The organism is Syntrophales bacterium (assembly GCA_035363115.1).
Lineage (GTDB): Bacteria > Desulfobacterota > Syntrophia > Syntrophales > PHBD01 > PHBD01.
The window spans coordinates 50,298-62,744 of the sequence record DAOSEM010000007.1 but is presented as its reverse complement, the minus strand read 5'-3'; the positions used below and the strand labels follow the sequence as shown (position 1 = coordinate 62,744).

General features: G+C 60.9%; 13 protein-coding genes. 8 read left to right on the top strand and 5 right to left on the bottom strand.

From position 1 onward, the window contains the following. Positions 1–54: 54 nt before the first annotated feature. Complete coding sequence (locus PLO63_13235; protein ID HOI75102.1) at positions 55–1,323, bottom strand: coproporphyrinogen III oxidase family protein; 1,269 nt, start codon at positions 1,321–1,323, stop codon at positions 55–57. 136 nt (positions 1,324–1,459) lie between these two features. Between PLO63_13235 and PLO63_13230 the strand changes: the two genes are divergently transcribed. Both PLO63_13230 and PLO63_13225 read left to right on the top strand, forming a co-directional pair. After that, positions 1,460–2,026: a peptide deformylase gene (locus tag PLO63_13230; GenBank protein HOI75101.1), complete on the top strand. Its 567-nt coding sequence runs from the start codon at positions 1,460–1,462 to the stop codon at positions 2,024–2,026. 542 nt (positions 2,027–2,568) lie between these two features. Next, positions 2,569–4,197 (top strand): thiamine pyrophosphate-binding protein, encoded by a 1,629-nt coding sequence (locus PLO63_13225; GenBank protein ID HOI75100.1) that lies wholly within the window; start codon positions 2,569–2,571, stop codon positions 4,195–4,197. A gap of 93 nt (positions 4,198–4,290) precedes the next feature. Here PLO63_13225 and PLO63_13220 read toward each other — a convergent pair whose 3' ends face one another. From PLO63_13220 to PLO63_13205, 4 genes are read right to left on the bottom strand one after another with little or no spacing between them, the layout of a single operon-like run. Next, entirely contained in the window at positions 4,291–4,989 is a 699-nt protein-coding gene (locus PLO63_13220; protein HOI75099.1) for an amino acid ABC transporter permease, read from the bottom strand. Positions 4,990–4,991: 2 nt separating this feature from the next. Next, a complete protein-coding gene (locus PLO63_13215) occupies positions 4,992–5,702 on the bottom strand; it encodes an amino acid ABC transporter permease (GenBank protein ID HOI75098.1) in 711 nt (236 codons plus the stop codon). 6 nt (positions 5,703–5,708) lie between these two features. Beyond that, a complete protein-coding gene (locus PLO63_13210) occupies positions 5,709–6,542 on the bottom strand; it encodes an ABC transporter substrate-binding protein (protein ID HOI75097.1) in 834 nt (277 codons plus the stop codon). A gap of 27 nt (positions 6,543–6,569) precedes the next feature. Then, positions 6,570–7,304 (bottom strand): amino acid ABC transporter ATP-binding protein, encoded by a 735-nt coding sequence (locus PLO63_13205; GenBank protein HOI75096.1) that lies wholly within the window; start codon positions 7,302–7,304, stop codon positions 6,570–6,572. A 326-nt stretch (positions 7,305–7,630) separates the two neighbouring features. Between PLO63_13205 and PLO63_13200 the strand changes: the two genes are divergently transcribed. The 6 genes from PLO63_13200 to PLO63_13175 all read left to right on the top strand — a co-directional run bounded on the left by PLO63_13200 (position 7,631) and on the right by PLO63_13175 (position 12,429). Next, positions 7,631–7,954, top strand: coding sequence for a hypothetical protein (locus PLO63_13200; GenBank protein HOI75095.1), 324 nt, complete (start codon positions 7,631–7,633; stop codon positions 7,952–7,954). Between the two features lie 59 nt (positions 7,955–8,013). Beyond that, the gene (gene gcvT / locus PLO63_13195; protein HOI75094.1) at positions 8,014–9,132 is read left to right on the top strand and encodes a glycine cleavage system aminomethyltransferase GcvT; all 1,119 of its coding nucleotides are present in this window, start codon (positions 8,014–8,016) and stop codon (positions 9,130–9,132) included. Positions 9,133–9,141: 9 nt separating this feature from the next. After that, positions 9,142–9,540, top strand: a complete 399-nt coding sequence (gene gcvH / locus PLO63_13190) for a glycine cleavage system protein GcvH (protein ID HOI75093.1) — start codon at positions 9,142–9,144, stop codon at positions 9,538–9,540. A gap of 362 nt (positions 9,541–9,902) precedes the next feature. After that, positions 9,903–11,249, top strand: coding sequence for an aminomethyl-transferring glycine dehydrogenase subunit GcvPA (gcvPA, locus tag PLO63_13185; GenBank protein ID HOI75092.1), 1,347 nt, complete (start codon positions 9,903–9,905; stop codon positions 11,247–11,249). Continuing rightward, positions 11,250–11,690, top strand: a complete 441-nt coding sequence (locus PLO63_13180) for a hotdog domain-containing protein (protein ID HOI75091.1) — start codon at positions 11,250–11,252, stop codon at positions 11,688–11,690. It begins immediately after the preceding gene. A gap of 58 nt (positions 11,691–11,748) precedes the next feature. Further along, positions 11,749–12,429 (top strand): nuclear transport factor 2 family protein, encoded by a 681-nt coding sequence (locus PLO63_13175; protein HOI75090.1) that lies wholly within the window; start codon positions 11,749–11,751, stop codon positions 12,427–12,429. The last annotated feature ends 18 nt before the right edge of the window (positions 12,430–12,447 follow it).

The window sequence follows — 12,447 nt, the reverse complement described above, 5'->3', positions numbered from 1 at the left end:
CGCGGCGGGTTCGGCCGCGCGGCCCGGATCACCCGGCCACGGAAAAGGCGGGCTTCACCACACCAGCGGAGAAGCGATGGCGTCGCGGCAGAAATCGCGGAAGTTGTTCACCGCCGTGAAAAACTCACGCATCAGGATGACCCAGTAGTAGCATCCCCGTTCCGTCAGGAAAAACGTACCGTTTCGCCGGCGGAGCCCTCCAGCCGCGGTGAAGGCCGCAATGTCTTTCCAGAGATACGGGTACACGGCCCCAAACTTTTCCTTCAGGTATGACTCCTTCAATTCCATGCCGAATAGCTTCATCATGAAATCGTAACGGATCCTCTCCTCAAGGCTGAAGGTCCGGGAGGCCATCAGCGGCGGCTCTCCCCGACCGATCCGGGTGGCATACTCGGCCACATCGAAGGTGTTGGCATAGCAGGTCCCGTGGAGATACCCGATGGACCCGCTGCCCAGGCCGGCATATTCGCTGTAATCCACGATGTATTCGTCGATGAGGGAGGGTTTGCGGCAGAAGCACCAGGCCGAGGACATCCGGTACGTCGGCCGGAGCCGTTCGAGAATGCGCCGGTAGAAAAGAGCCTCCTGCTTCATGTCCACGTATCCGAGCGTCCGGGTGACCATCTGGCGGGTCGAATCGGACACCATCAGGGGGTAATACGTCACCTGGTCCACGCCGCTCCCCAGCAGGACGTCCAGATCCCGATCGAGCATCTTGGGCGTCTGGGTGGGGAAATTGAACATCATGTCGGCGTTGAGCGTATCGAACGCTCCCTGGTATGTCCGGAGACGAGCGAGAATCTCCTCGCCGCCCCCGTACTTGTCGCGCCGCTCCATCTGCCGCAGGAGCCCGTCATCGAAACTCTGGATGCCCACGGAAAGACGGTTCACCCCCGCCTGCTGCAGGATTTCCACGTTCCGGTCCGTCAGGTGATTCGGGTTCGTCTCCACGGAGATCTCGCGGACTCCGAATGTCTCCCGCGCCAGGTGAAGCGTTTCCGCCAGTTCGTCCGGCAGGACCGTCGGCGTGCCGCCCCCGACATAGATGCCCTGGAAATCATAGCCCCGGGCCCGGTAGAGGCCCATCTCGTTTCTCAGGGCCTTGAAGTAGCGGCGGCAGACCTTTTCCTGGAAAACGAAACGATTGAACGAGCAGTAGGGACACAGCCGTTCGCAGAAGGGAATGTGAAGATAGAGCAGGCGGGACTCCGAGTCGGTGCAGGCCGGCAGTTCCGGGGGCGGGCCGGTCTGGAAATTCACGGCCCTGGAAAATTCCTTTTTTGCCTGCCTGCTGATTATCCGGTGAATCAATGAGGTCAACATGGGTTCTTCCGTCGGTGAGGGGCAGAGGCTAACAGACGCCCCACAAATAATCAAGGAGTTTCGCCCACTCCCTTGCATCACTGGGCGCCTGGTGCTATAGGCTCGCAAGAGTCATGAAAAGAAAGGAATGGAAGGCATGGAGGGGAAACGAGTCCTGACCCTGTGGACCGAAACCGGAAAAAATGCCGGCGATGCTGCCATCCTGAGAACTCCCTGCCGGGAGGCGGCATTCCCGTTCACTCCGGAAACGATCCGGAACATCGAGACGCTGGTGAAAACCTTTCTCGATCGCAATGACGCCCTGGGCCTGGCGGCCCCGCAGATCGGCATCAGCGAGAGGATCGTGGTGTTCCGGAACAAGGGCTTCGACGAGAAGACCTGGTCGAAGAAGGAGGACGATTTCGACGTTCTGGTCAACCCGCGGATCACCCAGTCCCGGGGGGAACCGGTGAAGGCCGCGGAGGGATGCCTTTCCTGCCCCGACATCCAGGTGGAGATCGACCGGTTCCCGGAAATCAAGGTCCGGGCCCTGGACCGCCACGGGAAAAAGATCAACCGGCGCTATCTGGACTTCCTGGCCCGCGTCGCCCAGCACGAGATCGACCACCTGGACGGAAAGCTCATCGTCGATTACGAAGGCAGTCTCTGGTATCCGAAGAAGAAGGAACGCTTCTTCGCGGAGGTGCTCAAGGAGCGTTTTTAGAAAACAGGACAAGGTTTTGCGAAGGGTTGCCCATCAACGTGCCCGAACCATGGCACGGGAATCCGACCGTTCCGTCACAATCCCTCATTTCCTTATCGACAAAGATGACATAGCGATGATATGAACCCTGCCTGAATATACATTCCTCAGGCCTGACCTCGAGATTTGCGCCCGCGATCACCGAACACCCTGCCTCTTTGATCCCCGGGAGTATCCGAAACCCGAGCGGAATCAGCGTTCGGAAGCGCCCCGGGCGAATAGAGGAAAACAATCTTTTCAATGTGTCCCCATCGCAGGCTTGCCTGCCATCGTCTGACCGGACCGGAAGGCCGGCCGGAAAGTCCATGATGCCAGAGGCGTTCATCCTCCGGAGAAGGCTCTTGCCGGCGGACAGAGGGACGTTTTCCCGGAATCCTGGTGCCATCCGGGGCATCCCTTTCTTTCACCAAGAGAAAGGCCCGGGAGGCTCACAATGCGAAGTCTCCGGTTTTCCAGGAGATGACGTCTGACGGGGTTCTCCGTTCGAAAGGAGGGACAGGGATATGAATAAGACCGTGATTCAATATGTGCTTTCACGCCTCTCGGCCATCGGCATCAACGACATTTTCGGGGTGCCGGGAGACTTTGCCTTTCCGATTAACGACGCGATCTGCACGGACGACCGCCTCCGCTGGATCGGCAACTGCAACGAACTGAACGCCGCCTACGCGGCGGACGGATACGCCCGGATACGGGGCGCCGCCGCACTGAGCACCACCTACGGGGTAGGCGAGCTCAGCGCCGTCAACGGGATTGCCGGCTCCTATGCGGAGCACCTTCCGGTCTTTCACCTGGTGGGAATGCCATCGAGCGGGACCAAACGATCCCGAAGCCTGGTTCATCACACGTTCGGCAACGGCCAATTCGATTTTTTTTATCATATGACCGAGCCCGTGGTCTGCGGACGGGCGATCCTGACCCCGGACAACTGCATCGGTGAAACGGAGCGGCTGATTGCGGCGGCTTTCTACAACCGTCGACCGGTCTATATGGGCTTCCCGGCCGACTATGCGAACATGCCGGTGAACGGATCGGTTCCGGTCGTCGAGACCCGCGAAAGCGACCCATCCGCTCTCGAAAAGGCAGTAGACGCCATCGTCGACGCCGTGTGCCGCGCCGGCTCCGCCTGCTTCCTGCCGGGCATCATCGTTTCCCGCTGCGGACTGAAAGAATCCGCAACCGATCTGGTGACCGCATCGGGGCTGCCGTTTGCCGCCATGATCATGGACAAGTCCGTGCTGGATGAGACCCATCCGGGCTACATCGGCATCTATGACGGACGGCTCATGAACGAGGAGGTTCGCGAGTTTGTCGAGGGATGCGACTGCATCATCGAAATCGGCGCGCTCATGACGGACCTGAGTTCCGGTGGCTTCACCGCCAGGATCGACCCGGCAAAGAGTATCAACATCATGCTCCACCATGTTCGGGTGGGTTATGCCGTCTACAACAACGTGGAAATCAGGGATGTGCTGGCGGCGCTGGCGGGAAGGCTCCCCCGGCGCACAGATGTCAAAGCCCCGCGGGTCCAGGGTCTCGACAAGCCGGAAGGCAACCCGGCCGACAAAATCACCTCGTCCTACCTGTACCCGCGACTGGAACGGCTTTTGAAACCGGAAGACATCGTGGTGGTCGAAACGGGCACCGCGTCCATGGGGTTCGCGTTCGCCCGGATGCCGGCAGGCTCGACGTTTCACAACCAGTCCCTGTGGGGCTCCATCGGCTGGGCCACACCGGCCGCCTTCGGCGCCGCCCTGGCCGACCCGAGCCGGAGAGCCATCCTTGTCACCGGTGATGGCTCCCACCAGCTTACGGCCCAGGAGATCTGCATGTTCCACCGCTATGGACTGAAGCCGATCCTGTTCGTCATCAACAACAACGGATACCTGATCGAGCGGCTCCTCTGCAAGGACCCCGGCATATACTACAACGACCTGGCGCAATGGCATTATCACAAGCTGCCCGAGGCACTGGGGTGTGAGGGCTGGTTCGCCGCCCGTGCGACCACGTGCGGCGAGCTCGACGACGCCGTCGGAAAGGCGGAGGGATGCGGCAGCGGGGCCTACATCGAGGTCGTGATGGACACGTACGACGCGCCTCCCCTGCCGCGGAAATTCAAAAACGCTTCGTGAAGAGGCAGGGCCGCAACACCTGGGGAATCAGGGCAGGAAGCTTTCCATTTCTGAGGGAGATAAGACAAGGGGAACGCAGCAGACGGGCGTCTTTCAACGGCCCGCAAGGGCCAGCCTCTTCTCCAACCACCTCGACAAGGTCGTGAAGGCAAAACAGATGATGAAATAGACGACGGAGATGAACAAGAAGATTTCCGCCGGGTAGATCATGGTCCGGTTGTTCACCTGTGTGGCCACGTGGGTCAGTTCGGACACACCGACAATGAACGCCAGTGAGGTGTCCTTGATCATGGAGACGAACTGGTTGACGAACGACGGGATCATGTTCCGCAGGGCCTGGGGCAGGATGATAAAAACCATGGCCATCCAGGGGTGAAGACCTGTCGAGAGAGCCGCTTCGGTCTGCCCTTTCGGGATCCCCTCGATCCCTGCCTGGACGATCTGGGACATGTAGGCGGACGTGAAGATCGAGAGGGCCGCAATGACCGTCCAGGCCTCCGGCATCGTCCGTCCCATGACGAAGGGCAGGAGGAAATACATCCAGAAGATCACGAGCAGAAGCGGGATTCCCCGAACCAGGTTGACCACCGCCAGGGTAGGGTAACGGATCAGCGGATTCCGGACCACGCACATCAGCCCCAGGATCATGCCTCCGAGAAAGGACAGGAAGAGGGACACGATCGCCAGGTAGAGCGTCAGGAGCACCCCGCCCATGGGCCCACTGGGGTAGCGGCCGATCATGAAATGGGCGATGTTGGTCCAGATTACGGTGAAGTCAAAGCCCCCTTCCACGATCACTTCCCTCCCATCATGGGACTGAGAACCTTCCGGTTGTAGATCGTCATCATCCCGGCGATGACCAGCGACAGGATCAGGTAGACCAGCGTCGCCGCCGTGAACGCCTCAAAGCCCTTGAAGGTGTAACTCTCCACCTGCCTCGCCTGGTAGGTAATCTCCGCCACCCCGATCGTCATGGCCAGGGACGAGTTCTTTGTCACGTTGAGGAACTGGTTGATCAGGGGCGGAATCGTCAGCCGGACCGCCTGGGGCAGGACAATGAACAGCATGGAGCGGATATACGAAAAACCGGAGCTGCGGGCCGCTTCCATCTGCTCCTTCGGGATGGAGCGGACACCGGATCGGATGTCCTCGGCGATAAAGGCGGATGTGTAGATGGTGAGCGCGATGACCGCCGCGGCGAACTCGAAATTGACGCTGTTGAGCCAGTCGTTCACGGCCTTTGGCAGGACCTGATAGGAGCCGAAGTACCAGAAGAAGATCTGGACCAGGAGCGGAGTGTTGCGGAAGAATTCCAGGTACGCGTGGGAAAACCAGAGAATGGGCCTGACATTGCTCATCCTCATGACGGCAATGATCAGGCCCAGTAGAAAGGAAAGGACAATCGACCAGACGGAGAGCTCAAGGGTGATCTTGAGCCCCGACACGAGCCACTCGAAATACTGGCCCGAAGTGACGACCGACCAGTCGAACTGATAGCTGAACACCGCTTGTTACTTCTCCCAGGGCTCTTTCTTCGTCGTAATCTTGAAAGTGCGAGCCATGTGGAAGGCCATCCCCTTGGGTCCGAACCACTTGTCGAAGATCTTCTTCGCCTCGCCCTTCTTCTCCATCTCCACGATCGTCTTGTTCACGAAGTCGACCAGGTTCTTGTCCCCCTTCCGCATGCCGAGACCATAGGGCTCGTCGGAGATCTGGATGTCGGGGATCTCGTACTTGGTCTTGTCCGGGGCCTTGTCCAGGATGTTGGCCAGGATCGACTCGTCGGTGGTCACCGCCGCGACCTTGCCCTGCTGCAGGGCCAGGAAAGCCTGGGGATAATCGTCGAAGGACAGGATGGTCGCCGTCGGCAGGGCCTTCTTGGCGTTCTGCTCGGAGGTCGAGCCCTTGGCGGTTCCGATTCTCTTGCCCGCCAGGTCCTGCAGCTTCTTCACCTCTCCCTTCCGGGTGATGAACTTCTGCCCGGTGAAGAAGTAGGTGTAGCTGAAGTCGATCTGCTTGGCCCGATCCGCCGTTTTGGTCATCGTGGCGGCGATCATGTCGATGTTGCCGGCGATGAGCTGGGGGATCCGCGAGGCCGAGGTGACGGGTTTCAGTTCCAGCCTGACGCCCATCTTCTTCGCAATGGCCCGGCAGAAATCGACGTCATAACCGACGATGTCCCGGCTTTTTTCATCGATGTAACCGAACCCGGGCGTGGAATCCTTCACGCCGCAGACGAAGACGCCCTTCTTCTTCGCGTCCGCCAGCGTGTCGGCCGCTGCAGCCGCACCACAGAGGGCCACGAAGAAAAGCACCGCCATCAACCATACCGCCGTCCTTTTCATGTTCCTTCCTCCTTCTATTATTTAAGGTTAGTGCATGGGCGACAGGATCTCTTTCAGGAAGAGCTGGGCCCTTTCATGTTTTGGATTCCGGAAGAACTCCTCCGGAGCAGCCTCTTCGAGAACAACCCCGTAATCCATGAAGATGACACGGTCCGCCACTTCCCGGGCAAACCCCATCTCGTGGGTGACCACCATCAGGGTCATGCCCGTGTGGGCGAGCCCCTGCATGACCTGGAGCACCTCGCCGATCATTTCCGGGTCCAGGGCCGAGGTGGGCTCGTCGAAGCACATGATCTTGGGCTTCATGGCCAACCCCCGGGCGATGGCCACCCGCTGCTGCTGCCCGCCGGAGAGCTGGGAAGGATAGGAATCCCGACGGTCCGCCAGCCCCACGCGCTCCAGGAGCGCCATCGCTTCCTCTTCCGCCTGCTTTTTCGGAAGTTTGCGGATCTTGATGGGGGCCAGGGTAATGTTCTTGATGGCGGTCAGGTGGGGGTAGAGATTGAACTGCTGGAAGACAAAGCCGATTTCAGCCCGGAGCTTGTTGATGTCCGTCTTCCGGTCTGAAAGGTCCTTGCCGTCGACGACAAGCCGGCCTTTCTGGATGGGCTCCAGCTTGTTGATCGTCCGGATGAGGGTCGACTTCCCCGACCCCGAGGGGCCGCAGACGACGACGACCTCGCCCTGCTTCACATGGAGATTGATGTCATTGAGAACGTGCAGATCCTTGAACCACTTGTGGACGGCATCGAACCGGATCATCGTGAACTCCGCGTTTCACTTGTCATTTCACGGAAGCGGCAGTGGGTGCAGGCAGGCAATGCCTGTAAGGTCCCATGAAATGGAAGCAACCTATAACCCATTCCACCGAACAAATCAACGGCCGCGTTTTCCCGCCGCGTTTCTCGATCCCGGAACATCCTTTTTCCCGCCGCCCCGGCCGTGCATCCGCTTCCGTCGCCAAGCGCCCTCGCGGGTTTCCGGCGTTTTGTTCCTTGAAATGGGGAGGGAATTGGTGTACGTGTGAAGCGCAAACGGAATCCCGTTTCCCGCAAGCAACTCCCTTATCCCGTTCATGGAGACGTTTCATGCAGAAGATCACCTGTCCTCTCTGTCAGAAGAGTTTCATCTGGACCGACAACATGGACCCCAAGGGGAGATGTCCCACCGAAGACTGCGAATGGCGGTACGACATCCACGAAGAGCTGCGGAAAAGCGTCGCCCAGAAGATCCCTCAGGCCGACGGGAAGATGGCGTGCCCACACTGCGGGGCCCCCGTCGAGGGACGACTCGTCGTCTGCGACGGTTGCGGCTATGTCGTGGCCGGGGCGAAAGCCTATAAAAAAACGGATGTTTTCATCTTTGTCGCCATCATCCTCCTGGCCCTGTCCCTCATCTACCGGTTCCTGTAGCGGCGGGCTCCGACCATGCGCCGCCGACATTCCGAACAAAAGCCTTTCAGGAACGAGCCATGAACAGAACCCCTCTCTTCAGCCGCCATGAAGCCCTCAAGGCCCGGATCATCGATTTCGGGGGCTGGGCCATGCCGGTCCAGTACACTAACGTCATCGAAGAGCACCATGCAACACGGGAGCGGGTTACCCTGTTCGACACCTGTCACATGGGCGAGATCGACGTATCGGGCCCCGATGCACTGCCGTTCCTCCAGATGGCTCTGACCCGCGACCTGGCCCCGCTCGAGACGGGCCAGATGCGCCTTAGCCTTCTTGTGAATGAGAAGGGCGGGATCCTGGACGACCTGACGGTATACCGTTTCGGCATGGACCGGTACCGGCTGGTGACCAACGCCTCCACCCGGGAAAAGGATTGCCGCTGGCTCCTGAATCTGCGGGAACGAACGGGTCACCAGGTCGACATCATCGATCGGAGCGACGCCATCGGCAAGATCGACATCCAGGGACCCCGGGCGGAGGGGATTCTTCAGGAACTCGTTCCGGTTCTTCTCAAGCCGCTGTCCTATTACACGTTCCTGGAAACGTCCGTCGGGTCCGTCCCGGCTGTGATCTCCCGGAGCGGCTACACCGGCGAGGACGGCTTCGAAGTCTATATGGCGTCGGAAGAGGCGGGGAGCGTCTGGGACCTCCTTCTCGACACCGGCCGGGTTCAGGGGATCCGGCCTGCCGGGCTGGGCGCCCGCGACACGCTTCGCCTGGAAGCGGGGATGATGCTCTACGGGAACGAGATGTGCGAGGGCGTCACCCCTTACGAGGTCGTCTATGGCTGGCTGGTGAACCTCGAGAAGGACTTCGTCGGCCGCGACGCCCTGGCCAGGCAGAAGCAGGAAGGAATTCGCCGCAAACTGGTGGGATTCCGGATGGAAGACCGGGGGATCGCCCGCCACGGATACCAGGTCTTCCGGGACGGCGCGGTCATCGGCGACGTAACCTCCGGCACCTTTGCGCCGACCCTGCAACGGGCCGTGGGATTGGCCTTCGTCCCTCCCGATTGCCGCGAGCCGGGAACCCCGCTCACGATCCTGATCCGGCAGAGCGAGGCCCGGGCGACCGTGGTCCCGCTTCCCTTCTACCGGAAGGAAAAGAAAAACGAATTCTACAACACCTTTCTATAAGGAGCACCTATGGCCAAACCGAATCCGACGGATCGCAGATACTCCCGGGAGCACGAATGGGCCCTCGCGGGGCCTGACGGAACGGTCACGGTGGGCATCACCGACTATGCCCAGGAGATGTTGACGGACATCGTCTTTGTAGAGCTGCCGCAGACGGGCAGAAAGGTCCGCCAGGCGGAGGCCTTCGCCGTGGTGGAATCGGTGAAATCCGTCTCCGACATCTACGCCCCCGTAAGCGGCGAGGTCATCGCCATCAATTCCGAACTGGAAAGCAGGCCCGAGCTGGTCAACCAGGACGCCTTCGGCGAGGGGTGGATCGCCAGGATCAAAATGGACGATCCGTCGGAACTGGACGGGCTGATGGACGCGGCGGCGTACAGCGAGATGATCCTGCAGGAACCACACTAGGCTGTTGAAAAAGGGCTGCCTGCTGCGTTCCCCTCGTCTCTCACCGCTCGACGTACCGAGGGGTACGACTCGCGGATCGAGACTTCGGGAGCCTTGCATTCAACCCTTTTTGAACAGCCCAGAGGATCGGTTCACAACCAGGCTGTTGAAAAAGGGCTGCCTGCTGCGTTGCCCTCGTCCCCTGCCGTTCGACGTACGAAAAAGTACGCTTCACGGCCCGGAACTTCGGGCGCCTTGCATCCGACCCCTTTTGAACAGCCTGAAAGACCGTTTCACTACTGGCTTCTTCGGACAAAGACGAGGAATGGAAACGGCGAAGCACGACAGCTAAAAGAAGCGGAAACCCCTCTCAGGACGGTGCCATGGAATACGTGCCCCACACAGAGCAGGACCGGCGGCGGATGCTGGAGACCATCGGCGTCGCCTCGGTGGAGGATCTGTTTTCCGACATCCCGGAACCTTTCCGCCTGAAGGCCCCCCTGAACCTGCCGCCGCCCCTGGCGGAGCAGGAGGCCTTCTCCATTCTGGAGGAGATAGCATCCCGGAATCGTCCGGGCCGCATCGTCCTCGCCGGGGCGGGCGCTTACCGGCACTACATTCCCGCCGTCGTGGGCCACGTAACGGGCCGTTCCGAATTTTACACCGCCTACACGCCCTACCAGGCGGAGATCAGCCAGGGCATTCTCCAGGCCATCTACGAATACCAGACCATGATCGCCGGCCTGACGGGAATGCGGGTGGCCAACGCATCCATGTACGACGGTGCCTCCGCCGTCGCGGAAGCGGCGGTCCTGGCCGCCAAGACCCTGGGACGGAACCGGATCGTCGCGGCCCGCTCCGTCCACCCCGAGTATCGCCGGGTACTCTCCACCTACGCCTGGGCGAACGGGTACGATGTGGCGGAGGTCCCTTTCGGCGCCGACGGCCGGGTCGACGGGAAAGCGCTGCGGGAAGCCGTCGACGAACGGACGGCGGCAGTCGTTCTCCAATCCCCCAACTTCTTCGGGGTCATCGAGGACCTCTCCGATCTCGAGCCGGCGGTCCATCGCCACGGCGCGCTCCTCGTCGCCGGATTCACCGAGGCCCTGTCGCTGGGTCTCCTGAAGCCCCCCGGGGCATCGGGGGCGGACATCGTCGCGGGAGAGGGGCAGAGCTTCGGCAACCCCATGGCCTACGGAGGCCCCTACCTGGGGATCTTCGCCGCCTCGGAAAAGCTGCTGCGCAAGATTCCGGGGCGCCTCGCCGGGGCCACGGTGGATCGGGACGGGAAACGCGCCTTCGTCCTGACCCTCCAGACAAGGGAGCAGCACATCCGCCGGGAGAAGGCCACCTCCAACATATGCTCCAATGAGGCGCTATGCGCTCTCGCCGCCTCGGTCTATCTCGCAAGCCTGGGGAAGAACCTGAAAAAGCTGGCCGAGCTGAATGCCTGGAAAGCCCTCTTCCTGAAGGATCTTCTCCTCGGGTTGCCGGGCTGGAAGCCCATCTTCAGCGGCCCCGTGTTCAACGAATTCGTGCTCCGCAGCCCGGACCCCCGGGGCGCCAATGAGGCCCTCGAAAGGGAGGGGATCGTCGGTGGCTTCGAGCTGGGGCGGGAATACCCGGAGCTGGAGGGCTGCCTGCTCTTCTGTGCAACGGAGATGCTCTCCAGGGGTGATATGGAAAGAGCGGCGGAGATTCTGGCCGGCGCTCGGAACTCCGACTCATAAATGAAAAAAATCATGGACGATTCCAGGCCTCCCACCCATGTCGTCACCCGGCTTGTCAAGAGCGAGGACCTGAACCATCACGGCACCCTCTTCGCGGGCCGGAACGCCGAGTGGTTCGTGGAGGCGGGTTTCATCGCCGCCGCGGGCATCACCTCCCCGGCGAACGTCCTGTGCGTCAACATCCACGGCCTGGTGTTCAAGAAGCCCGTGCCCAGCGGCTCCATCATCCGCTACGAGAGCCGCATCGTGAAGGCCGGGCGGACCAGCCTCCTGGCCTACATCCAGGTGTTCCTGCAGAACGATATGAGGCTGCTCGTGGACGGCTTCCTGACCTTCGTCCACGTGGACCGGGAGGGACGGCCGTTTCCCCACGGTGTCTCCGTCCCGGAGACCCAGGAAAACCGCCCCATCCTGGAGCGGTTCCGCACCATTTCCGCGTGACGCGGGGAGGAGGACCCCTTCCTGCCCCGAACCATTTCCAGCGAACAAGGAGGACATGATGAAAACGGCATCGAACATCCGGAAAAACCGGCTACCTCTGACCCTTCTTTCCGCCTTCCTGTTCCTGGCGGTCGCCCTGGCCGCCCCGCCGGCTGCCGTCGCGGCCTCCTCCAGGACTGCCGACGAAGCCATGCTCACGTTCGACCGGTTCATTGACCTCTATATCAAGAAGGATCTGAAAGGGGTCATGGCCCTTCACGACGACAGCGTCACGGCCATCGGTACGAACCTCGACGAGCAGTTCATCGGCCGGGAGGCGATGAGCAGGGCCTACGCCCGGGACTTCGCCCGCATCGACAAGATCAAGTCGATCGGCTGGTCCGTCCTGTCCTCCGGGGCACAGGGATCCGTTGCCTGGGTAGCCGCGGATCTCAGAATTTCCTGCATCATTGGCGGCGCTGACCGGAACATCGGCGGCCGCCTGACAGCGGTCCTCCGGAAGAAAGGCAAGAGCTGGCTGATCGTTCAGACCCACTACTCCCTGCCGGCGGACCGGATCGTACGGATGGACGCCATGGTCACCTTCGGGCAGATCGACGTCAACAGTGATGGCAAGATCAGCTTCGAGGAAATCAAGATCTGGATCCGGGACATCACCCCCGAGGCCTTCCGGAATGCCGACCGGAACGGCGATGGGTACCTGAACCGGGAGGAGTACGAGCTCCTTCGAAAGAAGTAGGACGAACAGGGGAATCCG

What these genes read in the sequence shown, in the direction of transcription:
- PLO63_13235 (HOI75102.1), bottom strand. Translation starts at nt 1,323, where the DNA reads ATGTTGACCTCATTGATTCACCGGATAATCAGCAGGCAGGCAAAAAAG.
- PLO63_13230 (HOI75101.1), top strand. Translation starts at nt 1,460, where the DNA reads ATGGAGGGGAAACGAGTCCTGACCCTGTGGACCGAAACCGGAAAAAAT.
- PLO63_13225 (HOI75100.1), top strand. Translation starts at nt 2,569, where the DNA reads ATGAATAAGACCGTGATTCAATATGTGCTTTCACGCCTCTCGGCCATC.
- PLO63_13210 (HOI75097.1), bottom strand. Translation starts at nt 6,542, where the DNA reads ATGAAAAGGACGGCGGTATGGTTGATGGCGGTGCTTTTCTTCGTGGCC.
- PLO63_13205 (HOI75096.1), bottom strand. Translation starts at nt 7,304, where the DNA reads ATGATCCGGTTCGATGCCGTCCACAAGTGGTTCAAGGATCTGCACGTT.
- PLO63_13200 (HOI75095.1), top strand. Translation starts at nt 7,631, where the DNA reads ATGCAGAAGATCACCTGTCCTCTCTGTCAGAAGAGTTTCATCTGGACC.
- gcvT (HOI75094.1), top strand. Translation starts at nt 8,014, where the DNA reads ATGAACAGAACCCCTCTCTTCAGCCGCCATGAAGCCCTCAAGGCCCGG.
- gcvH (HOI75093.1), top strand. Translation starts at nt 9,142, where the DNA reads ATGGCCAAACCGAATCCGACGGATCGCAGATACTCCCGGGAGCACGAA.
- gcvPA (HOI75092.1), top strand. Translation starts at nt 9,903, where the DNA reads ATGGAATACGTGCCCCACACAGAGCAGGACCGGCGGCGGATGCTGGAG.
- PLO63_13180 (HOI75091.1), top strand. Translation starts at nt 11,250, where the DNA reads ATGAAAAAAATCATGGACGATTCCAGGCCTCCCACCCATGTCGTCACC.
- PLO63_13175 (HOI75090.1), top strand. Translation starts at nt 11,749, where the DNA reads ATGAAAACGGCATCGAACATCCGGAAAAACCGGCTACCTCTGACCCTT.